This is a genomic window from [Lactobacillus] timonensis (assembly GCF_900240275.1).
GTDB classification, from domain to species: Bacteria; Bacillota; Bacilli; order Lactobacillales; family Lactobacillaceae; genus Limosilactobacillus; species Limosilactobacillus timonensis.
Map to the genome: position 1 here is coordinate 1,539,301 of NZ_LT964761.1, position 21,947 is coordinate 1,561,247.

Below are 21,947 nucleotides of genomic sequence, written 5' to 3' on the forward strand. Positions count from 1 at the left end.
AATACCGTGACTATTAATGATAATGAACAACAATACCTTAACCTGGCACGTGAGGTGTTAGAACATGGCCACCAAAAGGATGATCGGACTGGTACTGGTACGAAGTCGATTTTTGGTTATCAAATGCGGTTTAACCTCCAACAAGGATTTCCGTTACTAACTACCAAGAAAGTACCATTCGGCTTAATTAAAAGTGAGCTGTTATGGTTTCTAAGGGGGGATAGCAATATTCGTTTTCTCCTCGAACATCATAACCACATTTGGGATGAATGGGCCTTTCAACGGTGGGTAGAAAGTGATGAATATACCGGTCCAGATATGACAGACTTTGGTCGACGGTCACTGAAGGACCCAGATTTCAACCAGCTTTATCGCCAGCAAAAAAACGAGTTTTGTCAACGAATTCTTGATGATGATCAATTTGCTAAGAAATACGGCGAACTGGGAAATATTTATGGTAAGCAGTGGCGCCACTGGAAGACTAGTAATGGTCACTTTATTGACCAGCTGGGTAACGTTATTGAACAAATTAAGACGAACCCATTCTCACGTCGGTTGATCGTTTCAGCTTGGAATCCTGAGGACGTTCCAACGATGGCTTTGCCACCTTGCCACACCATGTTTCAATTCTACGTCAACGATAACAAGTTAAGTTGTCAGTTATACCAGCGCAGTGCAGACATCTTCTTAGGGGTTCCCTTTAATATCGCAAGTTATGCGCTACTGACCCACCTGATTGCCCACCAGTGCGGATTACAGGTTGGCGACTTTATTCATACTTTGGGAGACGCGCACATTTATAATAATCACTTTGAGCAGGTGCGTACTCAACTCTCCCGGACACCGCACCGCGCGCCAAAGCTAATTTTGCCTGATCAGCCGAAAGCCATTGATCAATACGGAATGTCAGATATCCAGCTGATTGATTATACACACGAGCCGGCGATCAAAGCACCGGTAGCCGTGTAACCTGGGGGTATGTTGATGATTAACCTAATTTGGGCCGAGGCAGCTAACGGAGTCATTGGCCAAAATGGAATGATGCCCTGGCATTCACACGAAGATATGGTTCACTTTCGACAACTAACGATGGGGCATCCAGTACTAATGGGGTGGAACACCTTTAAGTCCCTCGGTAGCAAACCACTACCCAACAGAAAAAACCTGATTTTAACCCACCGTAAATCACTGCCAGGAGATGTCACTCCAGTCTCTTTACAAGACATTCAACGACTTGCAGGGCACTCAAGTGATGAATTGTTTGTGATTGGCGGGGCTAGCGTTTACCGGCAACTCCTGCCATTTGCAACGCAACTTTATCGAACTGTGATTAAGGGAAGCTATTCCGGAGAAACAAAAATGCCACCGATCAATTATGATCAGTGGCAATTAGTAGATAGCAAGACTGTCGTTGCTCAAAAGAGTGAAGAACCCGACTGTACATTTCAACTTTGGCAGCGTTTAAACGAAGAAAAGAACTGAAAAATAAATTAGTGCGGTTCCGGCAAGGACGAAGAAGTGCCAAATAAGGTGGGTATAGCGTGTCGGAAAGCTGTAGAGCACGGCACCAATTGAGAAAGTAATTCCCCCTGCTAACAAGAGGAGAAAGCCAGTGGAGCCAAGTGAGTGCCATAATTGTGGCGCGCAGGTCATGCAGAGCCAGCCCATTAAGACATACAAAAGGGTGGACCACTTGCTTTTTTTCTTGAGCCAAATGCTTTTGTAAACCACCCCAATGACTGCTAGTCCCCAAATAATGCCGAATAACGTCCAACCACGCCAGCCACCAATAGCGACGAGGCAAAAGGGAGTGTAGGAACCAGCAATTAAAAGGTAAATCATATCGTGATCAAAAATTTGAAAGACATGAGCCGCCCTGGTAAAAACTAATGAATGAAAGAGTGTGGAGGATAAGTAAAATAGCACCATAATCGCCCCATAAATGGCAAAGGTAGTAACCCGCATTGGGCCTCCGCCTGACTTCACAGTTTTTACTATCAGCAAGACTAAGCCGGCAATGGATAAGCCAACGCCAATCCCGTGACTAATGGCGTTGCCAATTTCAATCCAGAGAGTTGTTTTGCTTATTTTCTTCCGTCCGCCTTCAACTTCTGCCCTTGTCATCATATATTTCTCCTCTCAAAGTAGTCATGAAATCTCTGCCTAGTTCTGTTATACTAAGCGAAGAGTTGTTAACCAAAAACGAACCTAGTCTCAACATTTAATTTGCTAGTCTTAAAGACTAGTTAACGTTTTTAGTAAGTATATCATCAAATTAATTACATCGGAAGTGTATTGTTCATGTCAAAAACCAAAATTGTTGTCGATTCTTCCGCCGGTTTAACTGCTGAGGAAGTTAAAAAGTATGATATTACGGTTGTTCCGCTCTCGGTTATGATTGACGGTACTATCTATGTTGAAGGCGAAACAATCACTAACGACCAGTTTCCAGAAATGATGGCTAACGCCAAGTCTTTGCCTCAGACATCACAACCGCCAATTGGTAAGTTTGTCGATGCTTTTGACCGCCTGGGAGAAGATGGTAGTGAGGTCTTGTGCGTTACCATGATGGCGGCAATTAGTGGCACTGTTCACGCTGCTGAGCAAGCTGCCACCATGTCGAAAACAAAGGTAACCGTATATGATTCTGGCACTACCGACCGTGGGATGGCCTTTCAGGTGATTGAAGCAGCTAAAACTCTTGAAAACGGGGGCAGTGTTGACGAAGCCGTCGCAAAGATGAAGGATGTCCTTGCTAAGTCCAAGCTATACTTGGCCATTGATAAGTTAGATAACCTTGTGAAAGGTGGCCGTATTAGCAAATTTGCTGGTGCTTTATCCAACTTCTTGAACATCAAAATTATGTTAGAAGTAAGCGATCGCGACCTTCATGTCAAGATGAAGGGGCGGGGCAAAAAGGCTATGCATCGTGAATGGGATAAGCTGGTTGATGAAATGGCTAATGGTCCAAAGGTGAAGGCAATTGGCATTTCACACGTCGACGCACCAAAAGAGGTTGAACGACTGAAAGAGAAGATTTCGGCAATCTTCCCGAACATTCCGATCGTTGTTCGCGAAACCGTTCCAATTATTGCAACGCACACCGGTCTCGGTGCTTGTTGCCTCTTATACTACACTGAATAAATAATAAGGCTGCGTTCAACTCATTCGAGATGACGCAGTTTTATTTATCTGGGGTGAAAAATTGAAAAAATTACGTAACTGGGCTTTTCTGATCGTCATCATTTTGCTCACAATTTCTGCAGGCTACTGGTACCACTTAAACCAAAAATCTAGCCCAACGACACCTGTTCGACATGAACGCGTGATGAAAAAAGAAGTAAACTTAGTGGCTATTGGTGACTCATTGACATATGGTCAAGGTGATGAGAGCAAAAATGGTGGTTATGTCGGGATCATTAAGCAAAAAATTAAACAACGCTATCATACACAAGTGAACACTGTTAACTACGGGGTTAGTGGTGACCGCTCGGATCAAATATTGGACCGGATTAATAAGCAAAAAAAGATTCGTAATGATATAAAGCATGCCGATGTGATAACTATGACGGTAGGTGGCAATGATTTAATGCAGACCTTGCAAAAAGAAATTGCAGAGAATCAACAAGATGAAATCACTTCTGCTGTTAATAAAGCAGGGCAGACCTACCAACAAAAGCTAGTCAGGTTATTTACCGTGATTCGCCGTCAAAATCACCAGGCGCCGATCTTTGTTGTCAGCATTTATAATCCTGTTTATGCTTACTTTGCTAACGTTACTGTTATCAGCCGCTCAGTTGCTCAATGGAACAAAATAACCGAACAAACTGTTAGTCAAACTGACAATACCTATTTCGTCGACATCAATCACTTAATGTCGTATGGCCAGTACAAAACCAGTAAACAGCGGCAGCAACTAATTGATGAAGACCAAAAAAATGGCAGTAATACCTTAAACCAGAAACAAGTAATTGCCATCCAAAAACACGATAAGAAAAACCTCAATCAGTACATTTCTCCTGAGGATAATTTCCATCCAAACCACAAGGGTTATGAAGCAATTGCGAAAAAACTTTTCGCATCCATGAAAAAACATAATGCTTGGTTATACCAAACAAAAAGGAGCTCAAAGCATTGAAGAAAGAGAATCTCAGAAAAATTAACTGGTGGAAGTGGGCTTTTATTACACTAGCTGCAGTTATTGTTATTGCCATCGCAACTTTTTTTCACGCGGCTAGTGCACCAGTTCCACAAACAACAACTGGACAGGCGGCTTATGCAAAAACTGATAATTCTGTACAAATTGACCTGACTCGCCAGCAACTTAATGCTTTATCCGCCAACTACCTTGCCCAATTCCTCCGGCAGAGTAAAATTAAGTATCGTTTTATTGTTGGTCCCAAATACGCAACAATTATCGGCAAAACTAAGTTTTTGGGAGCCAACATTCAGTTTTCGCTCAACCTCATTCCACAGCATCTAGCCAACGGTAACGTGTTACTTAAAGCCGCAGGACTAAACGTTGGGCGCTTAAACGTGCCGGTTGGCTTTGTGATGGGATTTATCGCGAAACAGTATAAGTTGCCTAACTGGGTTACGGTTAACGCTAAGAAGCACACAATTCTTCTTGACTTAAACAAGTACAGTCGTCATAAGCAACTTCATTATTCGATGGAAAAAATTGATATGGCAAATGGTCGGTTCCAGATGAAACTTTCTATTCCTAACAATACAAAGGAGATACCAAATGTTCCGTGATAGTTTTTATCATTTTCTGATGACTCAGCGTCAGCCAGATAACCCGACACCGGTTGAACAGTTTGCCAATAATGCTTTTTTAGATACCTCTTTTCCAAAGCAGTCTCAAGATTTTGACGAAATCTCTCATTATTTAGAAGAAAATGCTGATTACTTACCAACGATGACCATTTTTGATTCTGCCTGGCAGATGTATCTTGATAAGATGAACTAGGAGGTTATAACATGCCCATTATCCAATGGTTTCCTGGCCATATGGCAAAGGCCTTACGACTAATTAGAGAACAAATGCCGTCCGTGGACATTGTTTTTGAGTTGGTAGATGCTCGTCTACCTTATTCTTCACAGAACCCGGAAGTGGCAACCGCAGCTGGTAATAAACCACGCTTATTAATACTGACGAAGGCCGACCTGGCTGACCCAACAGAAACCAAGCAGTGGTTACAATATTTTCATGACCATCATCAGCCAGCATTAGCACTGGATTCGCGGGCAGACAGGATTAAAAAACAAGTCACTGCCCAGGCTAAGCAAATCCTGTCTACGAAATTGGCGGCTGAACAGGCTAAGGGAATGAAGAAACGAGCAATTCGTGCAATGTGCGTGGGAGTGCCAAATGTCGGTAAGTCAACGTTTCTCAACCACCTCGTTGGTAAGAACATCGCTGCTACTGGTAATCGGCCTGGCATCACAACAGGCCAACAGTGGTTACGATCTTCCGCTGACCTAGAATTATTGGACACCCCAGGTGTGCTGTGGCCAAAGTTTGCCACCCAGAAACAGGGAACCCAACTGGCAGCTACCGGCGCTATTAAAGATGGTATCTATGCTGTTGATGACGTTGCGCTGTTTGCACTAGCTTTTCTTCGCCAACACCATAAGACAGCATTGGCTGATCGTTACCATCTGACCCCGAACGAATTGACCCCTTCGGTCAGCGACCCTGACTTGTTAATGACCATTACTGCTACAATGGGCTTTCGTGATGATTATGAACGGGGAAGTGAGCGTCTGCTCCGGGAACTAAGAAAGGGTAAGTTTGGCCGTTTCACTTTAGAAACACCATTGGAAGTTGAGATTAATCATGACTAGTAAACCAACCGTTAAACAAGTCCGTCAACTTTTCTCAATGGTGAAAAACAGCGACGACGAATTGTTTGAGTCTTATGCTGATGATCCGCGTAGTGGGGTGCAGAAGATTATCGCACAAACTCGGCGCCGTTTAGCTCGCCAAATGGCTGCACAAACCGCGTTTACTCAACGGTTTCGTTTTGAAAAAGAGTTGTGGCAGAAAGGCTGCCGCTATGTGGCTGGGGTGGATGAAGTTGGCCGTGGACCGCTTGCCGGACCGGTTGTTACTTGTGCAGTAATTTTAGACGACCACTTTGACCTGGTTGGCGTTACCGATTCAAAACAGCTCACTGCTCATGAACGTGAACAACTTTATCTGAAAATCGTTGATGAAGCGATTGAGGTCAGTATTGCGGTTAATGATGCACCAACAATTGACCGCTTAAATATCTATGCGGCTACTCAGCAAGCAATGATTCGCGCTGTTAATCAGCTTCATCACCGACCCGAACACTTAATTGTTGATGCTGTTCCGCTTAAAATAAACATTCCCCAGACTACCCTTATTAAAGGTGATCAGAAAAGTATTAGCGTAGCGGCGGCAAGCATTGTTGCCAAAGAATACCGGGACCACCTAATGAAGGACTATGACCGGGTCTACCCTGGTTATGATTTTGCAAACAATATGGGTTATGGAACAGCAAAACACCTAGCCGGATTAGCCAGACTGGGGGCAACACCAATTCACCGTCGTTCTTTTTCCCCGGTTGCTAAAATAATTTCAAAAAAATAAAGTATAAATTCCTCCTCTTTTCCGTATCTTATTTATAGGGAAAACTAAGGAGGAATTTTTTTGATTTCACAAAAGCAGCAAGAACGTGACTTTATTGTGCGCTTAGCCCTCGTTGAGAAACTGGGACCGGTTAGCAGGTTTAAACTGTGGCGATTGGCTCATGAAGCAGGTGTCTTTGATTTTGAAAAGCTATTTGAACAGTATAGCGTCAATTCCCGCATTACGAAGATTGTTAAAGAACAGTGTCAACGAATTGAATTTGACTTGACGTTTGAGTATTTTCGCCACTCTTACCCGTTTATTACGATCATTGACGACGATTACCCGCCACTGCTCAAGGAAACTGCTTGTCCGCCCATTTTAATTTATTATTATGGGTCACCGTCTATCCTCAAAAGCAAAACGCTGGCAGTTGTTGGTTCAAGGCGGATGACAAAATATGGCAACAAGATCATTAATGCGTTGGTGCCACCGGTTGTGAATGCTGGCGTCACAATTGTCAGTGGCTTAGCCCGCGGGGTGGATTCGACTGCCCAACGAGTAGCGTTAGAATGCGGCGGGAAGGTCGTCGGTGTTATCGGTTGTGGCCTTACCCAAACCTATCCTAAGGAAAACCGTGATTTACAAGATGAGATCATGAGGGCTGGATTACTGCTGAGTGAATATCCGATTGGGACACCGCCTTATCCACACCATTTTCCGGAACGTAACCGAATTATTGCCGGAGTTTGCCATACCTGTCTGGTAGTCGAAAGTGCCCAAAAAAGTGGTACTTTAATTACTGCTAATATCGCTTTACGAGAAAACCGTAATGTGTGTGCGGTACCCGGGCCAATCGATGTTTCATCTTCTGTTGGCTGTAATGAACTTATAGAAATTGGTGCACGGCCAATTCTCAAACCATCAGATTTACTTGATGAATTAGATACCTAATAAGCTTCTGAGGTTACTTATCTGGTCCTATATATAGTAGAAACTCGTTTGACATTATTTCAACAATGCAATATCCTGTTTCATGAGTCCCTTGGTAACTCTTAAGAAGAGGTTTATCAAGACAATTTGATTTGATGAGGAGCCTTTAAATGGCAGCCAGTAAAACTAAGAAAAGTCGTAAAAGAAAAAGTAATACACGTAAGTTAGTGATTGTTGAATCACCATCCAAGGCTAAAACCATCGGTAAGTACCTGGGTCGTACCTACAAAGTGGTAGCTAGCTTAGGTCATGTTCGTGACTTGCCGAAGAGTCGTATGGGGGTCGACGTTGACCATGACTATCAACCAGAATACATCTCTATTCGCGGGAAAGGACCAGTCATCAAGGAACTGCGTGCTGATGCTAAAAACGCTAAGGCAGTTTATCTTGCATCAGACCCCGACCGGGAAGGGGAGGCAATTGCTTGGCACGTCTCTAACCTACTAAAACTTGATCCGGCAGAAAAAAATCGGGTAACCTTTAATGAAATCACTAAGGATGCTGTCAAAGAATCGTTTAAGCAGCCACGAACGATCAACATGGACCTGGTGGATGCCCAACAGGCACGCCGGGTCTTAGACCGACTCGTTGGTTATTCCATCAGCCCAATTCTTTGGAAAAAAGTTAAACGTGGTCTGAGTGCAGGCCGTGTCCAATCAGTAGCCTTAAATTTGATTATCCAACGTGAAAATGAGATCCGGAACTTCAAGCCCGAAGAATACTGGACGATTGACGCCGATTTTGTCAAGGATAACGAAGAATTTGCTGCTAGCTTTTATGGTGTGAACGGAAAAAAAGTTAAATTAAAGAATAATCAAGATGTACAGCGGGTGTTAGGGCAACTCGATAGGGCTGCCGATTTTGACATTACGGCTGTTAACCGAAAGGAACGCCGCCGGATGCCACAACCACCGTTTACGACGTCCACTCTGCAACAGGCAGCCAACCGTCGTCTGAATTTCCGTACAAGAAAAACGATGATGGCAGCTCAGCAACTTTACGAAGGTATCGATATTGGCAAGGGAGCAGCTGTCGGGTTGATCACTTATATGCGAACCGATTCCACACGAATCGCGTCAGTTGCTAAACACGCGGCCTCACAGTTCATTCATGATAACTACGGCGCCGAATATGCTGCCACCAAACCAGTCAAGGGCAAACTACAAGAAGGCGCTCAGGATGCTCACGAAGCGATTCGCCCCACTGCAGTCACCCGGACACCAGCAGCAATGAAAAAATTTTTGACAAACGATCAATACAAGCTCTATAACCTCATTTGGTCACGATTTGTCGCTAGTCAAATGACTCCGCAGCTAATTGATACGATGAGCGTCAAAATTGTCCAAAATAGCGTTGAATTCCGGGCAAATGGCTCCAAAGTCAAGTTCCCAGGATTTACCAAGGTTTACCATCAGGGGAAAGAAAAAGATAATCTCTTACCAGACCTGCAAGTCGATGACCGCGTACAGTTAGTTAAAGATGATCCAGCCCAACATTTTACTCAACCACCAGCAAGGTATACCGAAGCTGCTCTAGTCCATACTTTGGAAGCCAACGGGGTTGGACGGCCATCTACTTATGCGCCAACGCTTGATACCATTCAGCGGCGATACTACGTCCGTGAAGTTAGTCGTCATTTTGAACCAACAGAGCTTGGCGAGATCGTCAATAAAATTATTGAAAAACAATTTCCGGAAATTGTCGACGTTAAGTTCACTGCCGATGTGGAAGAGCACCTTGACCAAATTGAAGAAGGAAAACGTAACTGGGTCGAAGTTGTTGATCAATTCTTCCAGCCTTTTGAAAAAGAGGTTAATGCAGCCGAAAAACAAGTCGATAAGATTGAAATGCGTGACCAGCTTGCCGGTATGAATTGTGATATTTGTGGGGCGCCGATGGTAATTAAGATGGGGCGCTACGGGAAGTTTTATGCTTGTTCGCGTTTTCCAAAGTGTCGCAATACTAAGGCAATTGTTAAGGATACGGGGATTGCTTGTCCCAAGTGTGGTAAGGGAACCGTGGTTGAGCGAAAGTCAAAACGCAACCGCGTCTTCTACGGCTGCTCTCGTTACCCAGATTGTGACTTCGTTTCTTGGGATAAGCCAATTGGTCGTTCCTGTCCAAAGGATGGTCATTTCCTCGTTGAAAAGAAACTCAAGGGTGGCAAGCAGGTTGTCTGTCCAAATGGTGACTATAAAGAACCAGTACAAAAATAGTCATTTTGGCCCTGCTTTCTGCTGAAAGGAGGGCTTTTTTGTCCAAAGATTTTAGTATTAAGGAGCTTGTTGGTCGCTCCAAACTTAGTCAGAGTGAAAAACAACAACTACTTCATACTGCCAAGAAATTTCAACAGTTTTACGAGGTGACTGGTAGTTTTCCGGGATGGGAACACTTAACGAGTAACGAGTTGGCAGTTTTCGTTGAAAGTCTTAATCAGTCTGGTCAACCGAAAAAGAAAATTAATCAGATGGTCACCCAACTGGAACAGCTAGGCGAATTACTGGTCGCTAACCAGCGATTAGCTAGCAATCCACTCACTTTTACTGCGCTCTATGTTAATTACCTAAAGAGTGAACGTCGATATTCGGATGACACCGTAATTGCTTATCGTGAGGACCTAAAAGCTTTTCAGCAATTTCTTGATAACAATGATGGTTTTCGCGGCTGGACTGCGGTGGATCATTTAGACGTACAAGTCTATCTCACTCATCTTCATGACCAGCAAGATGCCGAAAGTACAGTTTCACGGAAGGTTTCGAGTCTCCGTTCTTTCTTTAATTTTCTGATTTTGAATCACCTAACGACAAAGAATCCGTTTGATGACGTTCAAATTAAAAAACATTCCCGCGCCTTACCACGGTATTTCTACGAACCCGAAATGACCGCTCTTTTCAAGGCAGCAGATGGAGATGGTAAACCACTGGATTATCGTAACCGGGCCGTCTTAGAACTTCTCTATGATACTGGCATGCGGGTCAGTGAGTGCGCCAACCTAACTCTGTCACAAATTGATAACGACGTTAAAATGATCTTAATTGAAGGGAAGGGGGGCAAACAGCGTTACGTTCCTTTTGGCCACTTTGTTACCCAGGCGCTTGATAACTACTACCACTACTGCCGAACACCATTAATGGATCAGTACCACCAGGACCACCAGTATGTTTTCATCAATAATCGAGGAAAACCAATTACTAGTGGCGGCATTGAGTACCTTCTTAAACAGGTCATGAAACGCAGCACGCTAACTGGTACTATTCATCCCCACATGCTTCGTCATTCATTTGCCACCCACTTATTAGACCGGGGTGCAGATATCCGCAGTGTTCAGGAATTACTAGGCCATTCGAGTCTTAGTACCACACAAATTTATACCCATATTACTAAAGAAAACTTGCAAAAAAACTACCGGCAGTTCTTTCCACGAGCCCAAGAAGGAGGTAATTCTCATGATTACGATCAAAAATGAACAACTAACAGTTAAAATCAACCAGCTTGGAGCCGAATTGCATAGTATTAAAAGAACTGGTATTGCTCACGAATACATGTGGCAAGGTGATCAGCGTAGCTGGAATCGGCAAGCACCAATTCTTTTTCCCTTTGTTGGTCGCCTAAAAAATAATCAGTATTGTTTTGAGGGACGGACTTACCACCAAACACAACACGGCTTTGCCCGCGATTGTCGTTTTATCATCGTCAAACAGTTCGCGGATGAAGTGTGGTTACGGTTGACTGACACTACCAGTACTCGTTTAGTCTACCCATTCTCCTTCTCACTAACTGTTAAGTACAAGTTATCGGGACCGCGGTTGATTGTTTCGTACCATGTTGATAATCCTGACACTAAGCCACTGCTTTATGCAATTGGTGCTCACCCCGGTTTCAATGTTCCGTTCAGCAATGACCTTGCCTTTGAAAATGTCGACTTAACAGTATCGCCAGCAGCGGTTTACCCCCAAATCAAGCTTATTGGCCCGTACAACGACATCCAGCATCCAGGATCTATTGATTTGCGTTCACCACACCAGCTTAACCATCGGGACTTTAATCAGGACGCGCTAATCCTAGTGACAAATTACAAGTCACTGACGGTCACGTTAAGCGAACCATCAAGCGGCCATGGTGTTCATGTTCGCCTGAACCAAACACCGTTTGTTGGCATTTGGTCGTCATATCCGCAAACGGGTAACTTCGTTTGCGTGGAACCATGGTGGGGCATTGCCGACAACCTTCATGCCGATGGCCAACTGGTTCATAAAAATGTTATGCACCGCCTTGCTGGTGGTCACCACAATAATCATTCGTTTAGCATTGAACCATTCTAAGTTCACAAAAAAGCAGAAAATGACTAAATTAAAACGGCCCTAATGCGTTCTGTGAAAACAGAAGGCGGGGCCGTCTTTGCTTCTTTCAATATCTCATTGAGGATAAATTTAGGATTCACGATGATGCTTAAGGTAGTAAAGCAATCCGAAATGGACGAGTGATTCGCGACCATGAATAATTCGCTGAATGTTGCTTCGGTGGCGCCATAAGACTAGAACAGTCAGTAGGCCAGCAATGGTTGACAAAATGATGTCATGTTCACAAAGGGCAATAACCAGTACGGATGTGATGCCGATCATACTTGCAGCGCTGGCCATACTGGTTAGTAAGAGGACGCCAATAAAAATTGACGCCGCCACTAAAAACAAGGGTGGATTATATGCCAATAGGATCCCAGCACTGGTGGCGACTGCTTTACCACCATGAAAATGATCGAATAGCGAAAAACTGTGGCCAAGTGAAGCAAAGACCCCAATTAATAAGGGGTTAATTGATGAGTGAAAGAAGTAGGGCTGGCTGGCAGCCAGTGTTCCTTTCAAAACATCCATTGTCAACACGATTATTCCAGCTTTTACCCCGAGTTCACGAAAAGCATTGGTCGTCCCAATATTGCCGCTACCCATTTTAGAAATATCTTTACCATACATCAATTCACCAACCCATAAACCGGAGGGAATTGATCCGAGTAGGTAAGCGATGATAATCATCAAGCCTGTTTTCATAATAAACTCCTTTTCAATAACGGTTTTATCATATCATGGGCAACCAGAGATAACCACTCTGGTTTGCGACTTACTAAAATATTGAGTAAAATAAATGAGTATGTCTGCCTTGTACCAACGAGGCAGTAATTTTCAGACAATTATTAGGGGGAATTGTTGTGAGCAAGTATGATGCCTCGTCAATTCGCATTTTAAAGGGGCTTGAAGCGGTCAGAAAACGACCAGGAATGTACATTGGCTCCACTGATGCCCGTGGACTTCACCACCTGGTTTATGAGATCGTGGATAACGCAGTCGACGAGGCGCTATCGGGATTCGGTGACGAAATCTTAGTAACAATTGGCGCTGATAACTCCATCACCGTCCAAGACCACGGCCGTGGGATGCCAGTTGGCATGCATGCTAGTGGAAAACCAACCCCCGAAGTCATTATGACTGTCCTTCACGCCGGTGGTAAATTTGGGCAAGACGATGGTTACAAAACTTCTGGCGGCCTCCACGGGGTCGGAGCATCTGTTGTCAACGCCTTGTCGACTCACCTCACACTGACGATCGTCCGCGACCATGTTCGCTATCAAGAGAAATTTGCTAATGGTGGACATCCAGTTGGCACACTCAAAAAGCTCGGGAAAACGCGTGATGATAATGGAACAACCGTTAGTTTCAAACCTGACCCGACAGTTTTTACGACGACCACTTTTGACTTTAATACCTTAGCCAAGCGTCTTCGCGAGTCAGCCTTCCTTTTAAAGGGAATTAAAATTGTTCTTGAAGACCAACGTCCAGGCCAAGCACAAACCCAAGTTTATCAGTATGATGACGGAATCAAGGAATTTGTCGCTTACTTAAATGAAGATAAAGATGTCCTAGGAAAAACAATGTACTTTGACGGCAAGGAAGATGGGGTAGAAGTTGAAGTAGCGGCTCAGTATAATGATGGCTACTCGGAGACGGTCCTTTCCTTTGTCAACAACGTTCGTACTCCTGATGGCGGAACACATGAGGCCGGTTTTCGTAGCGGTTGGACCAAGACCTTTAACGATTACGCCCGCAAAGTGGGATTGCTTAAAAAACGTGACAAAAACCTGGAAGGATCAGATGTCCGCGAAGGGTTAACCGCAGTCATCTCAGTCCGTATTCCAGAACGATTGCTCCAATTTGAAGGACAAACGAAAGATAAGCTTGGCACACCAGAGGCCCGGCGAATTGTCGATTCAATCGTCAGCGATCAATTGTCCTACGAACTAATGGAAAATGGTGACGAAGCTCAGGATCTGATTCGCAAGGCTTTGCGAGCACGCCAAGCGCGGGTGGCAGCCCGCAAAGCCCGCGACCTCTCCCGCGGCAAGCGGAAGGGACGTAAGGAACGCAACCTTTCCGGCAAGTTAACCCCTGCTCAGTCAAAGAACGCTAAGAAAAATGAGCTCTTTCTGGTGGAAGGTGACTCTGCCGGTGGGTCAGCCAAGCAGGGGCGCGATCGCAAGTTCCAGGCGATTCTGCCCTTACGAGGCAAGGTGTTGAATACTGAAAAGGCAAAGCTGGACGATGTTTTAAAGAATGAAGAGCTCAACACGATCATCTACACAGTCGGCGCGGGTGCGGGTGCTGATTTCAACATTAAAGATGCTAATTACGATAAAATTATCATCATGACTGATGCGGATGATGACGGTGCCCATATTCAAATCCTGTTGCTGACTTTCTTCTACAAGTACATGCGGCCAATGATTGAAGCGGGTCGTGTTTACATCGCTCTGCCACCACTGTACCGTTTGCAAAGAGGCCGTGGTGACCATACAACCATCCAATATGCCTGGACTAACGAAGAGCTGACTAAACTGACTAGCCACGGTCACGGTGGTAGTCTGCAACGGTTCAAGGGTCTTGGTGAAATGAACGCCGACCAGCTATGGCAAACAACGATGAATCCTGCGTCGAGGACGCTGATTCGGGTGCGGATTGAAGACGCTGCCGAAGCGGAAAAACGGATTACCACGCTGATGGGGGACAAGGTGGCTCCACGTCGAAAGTGGATTGACAGCCACGTCCAATTTACCCTCAATGATGAGGAAAGCGACCAGCTAGTCGAAAATAAGGGAAAGTTGCAAAAGAAAAGACAATCATCAGCAAAGCAATCACATCCCCAGTCTGGTGGCAAAGATTTAACAGCTGAAAGCAATGGTCAACTAGACCTAGATTTGTAAAAGAGGGGGACGACAAACTTGACCACGGCAAAAATTAGGGAAGAAACACTTGAGCAGTTGATGGGCGACCGTTTTGGCCGTTATTCAAAATCCATTATTCAAGAGCGGGCTCTTCCAGATATTCGTGACGGGCTGAAGCCGGTCCAGCGGCGAATTCTGTTTGCTATGAATAAGGATGGCAATACCTACGATAAGGGCTTTCGTAAGTCAGCTAAGTCCGTTGGTAACGTCATGGGTAATTTTCACCCCCATGGGGACAGTTCGATTTATGAAGCCCTGGTACGGATGAGCCAGGATTGGAAACTGCGGGAACCATTAATTGAAATGCACGGTAATAACGGGTCAATGGACGGGGACCCAGCTGCTGCCATGCGTTATACAGAGGCCCGTCTTAGTAAAATCGCGGGGTTAATGCTCCAGGATATCGACAAAGACACTGTCGATATGACGTTAAACTTTGACGATACAGAAAAAGAACCGACGGTCCTCCCGGCACGTTTCCCTAACTTACTGGTTAACGGTGCCACAGGGATCTCTGCTGGTTATGCCACCGAAATTCCACCGCACAATTTAGCGGAAGTCATTGACGCACTGGACTACCTTCTAGACCACCCCCAGGCAACGCTGAATGATTTAATGAAATTTATCCCCGGACCAGATTTTCCCACCGGCGGGATCGTCCAGGGATTAGAGGGCATCAAGGAAGCTTACGAAAATGGCCGTGGACGAATTGTTGTCCGGGCTAAAACCGAGATTGTCAGTCTTCGTGGTGGCAAGCAACAAATCAACATCAGTGAAATTCCTTATGAAGTCAACAAAGCGCAGCTGGTCAAACGGATAGACGACTTACGGATTAACCGGAAGGTCGAAGGGATCGCTGAAGTCCGTGACGAAACTGACCGGACAGGTTTGCGAATCGCCGTCGAACTAAAGCGAAACGTTGATGCTCAAGGCATCCTCAACTACCTATTTAAAAACACTGACCTGCAGATCAACTACAACTTCAACATGGTTGCCATTGATGAAATGCGCCCCCAGCGCGTTGGTTTGAAACGATTTTTAAGTGCCTACCTGGCATTTCAAAAGGAAATCATTACCCGGCGGACCAAGTTTGAGTTGAACCGGGCCAATAAACGGTTACACATTGTTGAAGGGTTGATTAAGGCCCTGTCGATTTTAGACCAGGTAATCAAGACCATCCGCGGCAGCAAAAACCGTCGGGATGCAAAGCAAAATTTAGTATCCCAGTACGCTTTCACTGCTGACCAAGCAGAGGCAATTGTTACCTTACAACTGTACCGGTTAACTAATACTGATGTTACTCAGTTAGAAAATGAGAAGAAACAGTTAAGTTCGCAAATCAGTAAATACCACCAAATCTTGGAACAGCCGGCCAAGTTAAATGCCGTCTTGCGGCGGGAAATGCAGTCGGTAAAGAAAGCATTTGGTAACCCGCGGCGGACAAAGATTGAAGCCCACGTTCAAAAATTGACCGTCGCAACGACCGTCACTGTTCCGGATGAACAAGTGGTTGTCATGGTTTCACGATTTGGTTACATCAAACGGAGCAGTTTACGTTCCTTCAACGCTTCGGCGATTAATGATGATGGCTTGCGTGAGGACGATTATCCAATCCTCATCAAGGAAACTTCGACGCTTAACCACCTCTTTATGTTCACTAACCTTGGCAACCTGATTTACCGGCCAGTTCACGAATTAGCGGACACGAGGTGGAAGGATATGGGTGAGCACCTTTCACAAACGGTCGGCCTTGCTGAAGATGAAATGATCATTCAAGCTTTTACCTTCGCGGACTTAAAGCAGCAGGGGAGTTTCATCATGGCTACGACTGATGGCCAGGTTAAGCGAACCAGTTTTAGTGACTACAAACCCGGTTCTCGTTACAAGACCCACGCGACGAAGTACATCAAGCTTAAATCAGCTGATGCTGAGGTCGTTAACGTTGAATATTACGAGCCAACAGCAAAGAAAGAGCAGTCAGTGGTGCTTGCTAGTCGCCAGGGATATGCCCTCCGTTTCGATATTGCTGAAGTTTCACCAACTGGCGCCCGGACCGCAGGTGTTCGTGGTATTAATCTCAAAGAAGACGATATCTTAAGCGCGATGACAATCGTCGATGATGAGTCACTTCTTGCCGTCGTAACCCAACGGGGAGCTTTCAAATTGATGAAGGCCAATGAATTAGAGCTCGGTTCACGGGCTCGGCGGGGGAACCTGATTCTCCGTCGCTTGAAGAAGAACCCTCATGAAGTCGCCGGCTTAACTTCGTATCCAGCAGACTATGATGGCAAATTAGAGATCATTACCGACCGTCCACAAATCGTTGAAGTGGCAGTGGCCGACCACCACGTCAGTGTTGCCCAGTCTAATGGAATGTTTGTTGTGGATACGGATTCACAGGGAACACCGGTTTGGATTCGCCAGCAACTCACTGCAGTTGACGGTGCTGAACAGCCGCAAAATAATTGATTTCGAATGTTAATTTTGTGATAAAATGAGGATACGATGAAATTTTGGCAGGAAAGACCTGCTATTCTTCAAGGGGGAACTTGCAAGATGAGTAAGGAATTAGTATTTGGGCACCAAAGTCCTGACACAGATGCAATTACGGCAGCAATTGCTTATTCGTACTACCAAAACCAACTGGGATATGAAACTGAGCCTGTTGCCCTTGGTGAGCCAAATGATGAAACCAGGTATGCACTGGATCACTTCAACATGAAGGCACCACGGGTCGTTAAGACCGTTGCTAACGAAGTGGACAAGGTAATGTTGGTTGACCACAATGAACCACAGCAAAGTGCACCAGATATTGATAAGGTCACTGTTACTCACGTTGTTGACCACCACCGGATCGCTAACTTTAATACTGCTCAACCGCTGTATTACACTGCTCGTCCTTACGGGTGTGTCAGCACCATTTTGACTGAAATGTTCCAACAAAAGCACATCGATATTCCGGCTAACCTGGCCGGCATGATGCTGTCCGCAATCATTTCAGACACTTTACTGCTGAAGTCACCAACGACGACGGACCACGACCGGGAAGCTGTTAAGTACCTGGCCAAGGTCGCTAACGTGGATTATGAGGAATATGGCTTGGCTATGCTCAAGGCTGGCACTAATATTGCAAAGCGCTCTGACATGGATATCGTTGAAGGAGATGCTAAGTCCTTTACACTGGGTGGTAAGAGCGTTCGTATCGGTCAAGTCAATACTGTTGACCTTGATGATGTCTTTGCTCGTCAAGCGGACCTCGAAAAGACGATGCACAGTGAAATGGATAAGAATAACTATGACCTGTTTATCCTCATCGTAACAAACATCTTAAACAGTGATTCTGATTTGCTGGTTACGGGCGAACCTACCGACGTGGTTGAAAAGGCCTTTGGCAAGAAGCTCAGTGATCAACACCGGATGAACCTGCCAGGAGTTGTTTCACGGAAGAAGCAAGTGGTTCCTCCATTGACGGACGCCTTTGAAGGATAATTTCTTGATCATATAAAATACAAAACACAGGTGGCTGGTTATCGGCCATCCTGTGTTTATTTTTAGTAGTGTCGGCTTTTCATTTCAGATTATGACGAAAACACAGATGAGGGTAGGGCAGAGGTGACTTTACCTTACACAGCAATTCACTTATAATAACACATGTGTAATAAAAAAGATTTGGGGTGATGGTATGAAGGCAACTGCGGTAGTTGAAGATTTTTCCGCCCTGGGTACCATCTCATCGGTAGCAGCAATGAATGTTCTTCACGGAATGGGGATTACCACTGCTGTGCTACCAGCAATGTTTTTGTCATCATCCACGGAAGGGTTTGGAACACCTGTCAAAATGACAGCAAGCAGCTGGTTTAGAAAAACCGTTGCCCACTTGCAAACTGTCAGGCACTTAGAGCTTGATTCTGCACTCATCGGTTATCTCGGGACAACAGGGGCAATTGCAGAAGTAGCTGCCCTCGCCACTCATAACAACTGGCAAACGCTGCTCGTCGACCCCGTAATGGGAGACAATGGTCGCTTGTATGACGGTTTTTCTCCTGATTATCCAGCTAAAATGATGACGCTAGCAAAATTGTCCACGGTAATAACCCCTAACTGGACAGAATTACAGCTGCTAATTGGTGAAAAGCCAGTCAAGAGCGATGAGTCTGACCAGGCTATTGCTAACGCTGTTAATAAAATTCGGCAAAAGGGGGTTGAGAGCACGATCGTCCTAACAGGAATCCATCGTCAGGGAAAAATTGGTTCCTTGACCTTCCTTCGACATGAAACCACACCATTTTTTGCCGGGAATGAACCATTCCCTGGTCACTTCTATGGTACCGGCGATACATTCGCTGCACTATTAGTTGGTTATCTTCAGCAGGGGTTATCGTTGGTTGCTGCTGTTACTAAATCAACCGTAGCAATTCAAATTGCAGTAGCGGAAACGGCGGAGATTTCCCAAGCCGACCGGGTCTACGGAATGAAAACCCGTCGCTTATTAAATTACTTAACAAATACTTAATAACTGGTGAAAAAATTCATGAAAGGCTTGATTAATGTTGCGTAGAAATAATAACAACCTTCAGAAAACAGTCTTTGGGGCGTTACTAATTGCCATTAGTGTCGTGCTCGGCCGGCTCGTTTTGATTCCCATTCCGATGACGAAGGGAAATATTAATCTGTGTGACCTTGGAATCTTCATCGGTTCACTGTTACTGGGTCCATGGTATGGCTTAGTAATTGGCGGCTTTAGTGGGATGCTTCTTGATTTATTTTCCGGATATACCCAGTACATGTTATTTTCCTTTATTGCGCACGGACTTGAAGGTTTTGCTGCTGGATGGTTCTATCAGAAAACCAAAAATAAAGGCTTGGCGCTTAGTATCGGTGTTTTCTTGATGGTGGCTAGTTACTTTTTTGCAGACTGGTACTTATCTAAAACATTGTTAACTGGACTTTTGAGCATTGGAACAAACCTAATCCAGGGAATCGTTGGCGCAATCGTCGCGGTAATGGTTGAAAGATTACTAGAAAAACGTCTGCACTTGTAAAATGAGGCTCCCACGGTGGAGGGGGTCTTCTTTTCTTTTAACTATTACTTTGAATAATATATATTATGTAAACTAGAAACCGAAAACAATAAACTATCCATTAATCCCCCCCTAATAATTCCTCCAACTCTCTCCTTGGATTATTAACTATCTCGTCAAGTATTCTTATTAATCTAAACTAAGAAGAATGATTAGCTTTCTTTTTCAATTATAAGAAGCTGATAATACTTTGCTAAGAAATTGAAAGAGTACTAGCTTTTTGCGGATTAGTTAGATACAATGATAATCGAAAAGGCAGTTAACGCTTACTATTAAGCAACTAGCCTTATTATTATCTTTATTGGAAAGGATGAGCGGATATGATGTCAGCTCTTAGCAACTTCATTGCTGTTGTTAGTCTTATTGCGTTGGTAATCGCGTCGTTGGCATACCCAATGCTTCATCAATTCCATGTTCAACAGCACTAATTCGTTGTTTCCTTATTATTTTATTGTTGCTAACAGTGGACGTTGATTGTCAGTAACAATATCACTATAAAACCGCGCTCCATTATTGAAGTGCCCTAGAATTGTTAGACACGAATCTAACAATTCTGGGGTATTTTTATGTCTAAATATTCATATCAATTTAAAGTTAGAGCAGTTCAAGACTACTTGAACAAAAGTCATGACTATTCATTAGTTTGTCAGAAATATGGCATTTCTTCCAACCATAGCTTAATGGCATGGGTACAGGATGTTCAAGCATGTGGTTATGAGAGTTTGGCTCCCAAGAGGAGCCATCGTATTTATTCACTTGATTATAAACTTCAGGTAATCACTTACTACCGTACTCACGAGTTAAGCATAGATAAAGTAGCTGCGAAATTTAATTTGAATCGCACACAAGTTTATTCATGGTATCGTAAATATAAAAATGAAGGGATCGTCGGCCTTCGGTCAAAGCCTAAGGGTCGACCAGCTAAAACTATGAACAAACATAAAACGATTAACAAATATAAAATCAAGCCTACTAAAGAAGAACAATATAGGCAAAAAATTGCCGATCTGGAAGCTAAGATCGCCGATCAAGAAATGGAGATCGACATCTTAAAAAAATTACAAGCCCTAAGACAGCAGCGCGGAAAGAACAAGCACTAGCGATCCAAGATCTTAGGGCTAAGTACCCATTATCTAAGTTGTTAACATATTTTGGTATTCCACGATCCACCTTCTATGAACGTCTTAAAGCCGCAAAGCGTATCGATAAGTATCATCAGGTAAAGCAGGAAATTGCGAAGCAATTTAAACGTAGTCAGGAAACCTACGGTTATCGCCGAATTTGGTATTGTCTCATCAAGAAAGGCTTCACATATTGTCAAGAAACAGTGCGTCGATTAATGACTAGCATGGGATTAAAGGTAACTGTGTACTCAGCCAAGAGTCACTATCATTCATATCGTGGTCATGTGGGCAAGGTTGCCCCTAATTACTTACATCAGCAATTTAATGCACAAAAAGCATATCAAGTTCTACATACAGATATCACACAAATTTCTATTAATGAACAGGTCAAAGGCTATTTATCACCAGTCATTGATGAGGCCAGTGGTGCCGTGGTCGCTTACGCGACCTCAACTCATCCTAATATGAAATTAGTTAGCACTATGTTGGCAAGTTTATTTAATAAACTGCCACAACGTAGTAACTCCATCATGCATTCAGATCAAGGATGGCAGTATCAACACCACTTGTATCAAATTTTATTACGTCAACACGGAATTACTCAGTCGATGTCCCGTAAAGGAAATTGCTTAGATAACTCACCAGCCGAAAGCTTTTTTAACTTGAAACGTGAGTGTTTGAATCGGATAAAGATCACTTCATTTCAGCAATTTAAAACTGTCATTGAGCAATACATCTATTGGTACAACAACGTACGAATTTCAGCAAATAAAAAAGGAATGACACCGAATCAATATATTCGATATCATTCCAATCTTTAAAAGTTAGTAAAGTGTCCAACTTTTTTATAGCACTTCATTATCAGGGCGCGGTTTTTT

General features: G+C 44.2%; 21 protein-coding genes. 19 read left to right on the forward strand and 2 right to left on the reverse strand.

Translation table 11 applies throughout. The features are described 5' to 3' along the window. Positions 1 to 6: 6 nt before the first annotated feature. Both C1710_RS07435 and C1710_RS07440 read left to right on the forward strand, forming a co-directional pair. Positions 7 to 969, forward strand: a complete 963-nt coding sequence (locus tag C1710_RS07435; protein ID WP_102281506.1) for a thymidylate synthase — start codon at positions 7 to 9, stop codon at positions 967 to 969. Positions 970 to 984: 15 nt separating this feature from the next. Further along, positions 985 to 1,482 carry a dihydrofolate reductase gene (locus C1710_RS07440; RefSeq protein ID WP_180961328.1) on the forward strand — a complete coding sequence of 166 codons (498 nt, stop codon included), beginning with the start codon at positions 985 to 987 and terminating at the stop codon, positions 1,480 to 1,482. Here the strand turns inward: C1710_RS07440 and trhA are convergent. Then, positions 1,462 to 2,124: a PAQR family membrane homeostasis protein TrhA gene (gene trhA, locus C1710_RS07445; RefSeq protein WP_102281510.1), complete on the reverse strand. Its 663-nt coding sequence runs from the start codon at positions 2,122 to 2,124 to the stop codon at positions 1,462 to 1,464. The genes C1710_RS07440 and trhA overlap by 21 nt on opposite strands. Before the next feature lie 177 nt (positions 2,125 to 2,301). On the opposite strand from trhA, the gene C1710_RS07450 reads away from it, so the two are divergent. From C1710_RS07450 to C1710_RS07495, 10 genes are all read left to right on the forward strand, one after another. After that, on the forward strand, positions 2,302 to 3,144 hold the full coding sequence (locus C1710_RS07450) for a DegV family protein (protein WP_102281513.1): 843 nt from the start codon (positions 2,302 to 2,304) through the stop codon (positions 3,142 to 3,144). 61 nt (positions 3,145 to 3,205) lie between these two features. Continuing rightward, the gene (locus C1710_RS07455; protein ID WP_102281515.1) at positions 3,206 to 4,138 is read left to right on the forward strand and encodes an SGNH/GDSL hydrolase family protein; all 933 of its coding nucleotides are present in this window, start codon (positions 3,206 to 3,208) and stop codon (positions 4,136 to 4,138) included. Further along, on the forward strand, positions 4,135 to 4,758 hold the full coding sequence (locus C1710_RS07460; protein WP_102281517.1) for a YpmS family protein: 624 nt from the start codon (positions 4,135 to 4,137) through the stop codon (positions 4,756 to 4,758). The genes C1710_RS07455 and C1710_RS07460 overlap by 4 nt, the downstream gene beginning before the upstream one ends. After that, the gene (locus C1710_RS07465) at positions 4,748 to 4,972 is read left to right on the forward strand and encodes a YozE family protein (protein WP_102281520.1); all 225 of its coding nucleotides are present in this window, start codon (positions 4,748 to 4,750) and stop codon (positions 4,970 to 4,972) included. The genes C1710_RS07460 and C1710_RS07465 overlap by 11 nt, the downstream gene beginning before the upstream one ends. Positions 4,973 to 4,983: 11 nt before the next feature. Then, positions 4,984 to 5,850, forward strand: coding sequence for a ribosome biogenesis GTPase YlqF (gene ylqF, locus C1710_RS07470; protein ID WP_102281522.1), 867 nt, complete (start codon positions 4,984 to 4,986; stop codon positions 5,848 to 5,850). Then, positions 5,843 to 6,622: a ribonuclease HII gene (locus C1710_RS07475; RefSeq protein WP_102281524.1), complete on the forward strand. Its 780-nt coding sequence runs from the start codon at positions 5,843 to 5,845 to the stop codon at positions 6,620 to 6,622. Before ylqF ends, C1710_RS07475 begins: the two co-directional genes overlap by 8 nt. Before the next feature lie 60 nt (positions 6,623 to 6,682). After that, a complete protein-coding gene (gene dprA / locus C1710_RS07480) occupies positions 6,683 to 7,555 on the forward strand; it encodes a DNA-processing protein DprA (protein WP_235857990.1) in 873 nt (290 codons plus the stop codon). 149 nt (positions 7,556 to 7,704) lie between these two features. Beyond that, entirely contained in the window at positions 7,705 to 9,810 is a 2,106-nt protein-coding gene (gene topA, locus C1710_RS07485; protein ID WP_102281526.1) for a type I DNA topoisomerase, read from the forward strand. Between the two features lie 251 nt (positions 9,811 to 10,061). After that, positions 10,062 to 11,060, forward strand: coding sequence for a tyrosine recombinase XerC (gene xerC, locus C1710_RS07490; RefSeq protein WP_102281821.1), 999 nt, complete (start codon positions 10,062 to 10,064; stop codon positions 11,058 to 11,060). Beyond that, on the forward strand, positions 11,041 to 11,916 hold the full coding sequence (locus C1710_RS07495; RefSeq protein WP_102281528.1) for an aldose 1-epimerase family protein: 876 nt from the start codon (positions 11,041 to 11,043) through the stop codon (positions 11,914 to 11,916). Before xerC ends, C1710_RS07495 begins: the two co-directional genes overlap by 20 nt. A 108-nt stretch (positions 11,917 to 12,024) precedes the next feature. Here C1710_RS07495 and plsY read toward each other — a convergent pair whose 3' ends face one another. Continuing rightward, positions 12,025 to 12,639 (reverse strand): glycerol-3-phosphate 1-O-acyltransferase PlsY, encoded by a 615-nt coding sequence (gene plsY / locus C1710_RS07500; protein WP_102281531.1) that lies wholly within the window; start codon positions 12,637 to 12,639, stop codon positions 12,025 to 12,027. Positions 12,640 to 12,797: 158 nt separating this feature from the next. On the opposite strand from plsY, the gene parE reads away from it, so the two are divergent. The 7 genes from parE to C1710_RS07535 all read left to right on the forward strand — a co-directional run bounded on the left by parE (position 12,798) and on the right by C1710_RS07535 (position 21,890). Next, positions 12,798 to 14,843, forward strand: a complete 2,046-nt coding sequence (gene parE / locus C1710_RS07505) for a DNA topoisomerase IV subunit B (protein ID WP_328587351.1) — start codon at positions 12,798 to 12,800, stop codon at positions 14,841 to 14,843. A gap of 18 nt (positions 14,844 to 14,861) precedes the next feature. Further along, positions 14,862 to 17,333: a DNA topoisomerase IV subunit A gene (gene parC / locus C1710_RS07510; RefSeq protein ID WP_102281536.1), complete on the forward strand. Its 2,472-nt coding sequence runs from the start codon at positions 14,862 to 14,864 to the stop codon at positions 17,331 to 17,333. A gap of 87 nt (positions 17,334 to 17,420) precedes the next feature. Beyond that, positions 17,421 to 18,353, forward strand: coding sequence for a manganese-dependent inorganic pyrophosphatase (locus C1710_RS07515; protein ID WP_102281539.1), 933 nt, complete (start codon positions 17,421 to 17,423; stop codon positions 18,351 to 18,353). Between the two features lie 193 nt (positions 18,354 to 18,546). Next, on the forward strand, positions 18,547 to 19,377 hold the full coding sequence (locus C1710_RS07520) for a PfkB family carbohydrate kinase (protein WP_102281541.1): 831 nt from the start codon (positions 18,547 to 18,549) through the stop codon (positions 19,375 to 19,377). A gap of 34 nt (positions 19,378 to 19,411) precedes the next feature. After that, positions 19,412 to 19,906, forward strand: a complete 495-nt coding sequence (locus C1710_RS07525; RefSeq protein WP_102281544.1) for an ECF transporter S component — start codon at positions 19,412 to 19,414, stop codon at positions 19,904 to 19,906. 605 nt (positions 19,907 to 20,511) lie between these two features. Beyond that, a complete protein-coding gene (locus C1710_RS07530) occupies positions 20,512 to 21,045 on the forward strand; it encodes a helix-turn-helix domain-containing protein (RefSeq protein ID WP_102281098.1) in 534 nt (177 codons plus the stop codon). A gap of 2 nt (positions 21,046 to 21,047) precedes the next feature. After that, positions 21,048 to 21,890 carry an IS3 family transposase gene (locus C1710_RS07535; protein WP_235858018.1) on the forward strand — a complete coding sequence of 281 codons (843 nt, stop codon included), beginning with the start codon at positions 21,048 to 21,050 and terminating at the stop codon, positions 21,888 to 21,890. Positions 21,891 to 21,947: the final 57 nt, after the last annotated feature.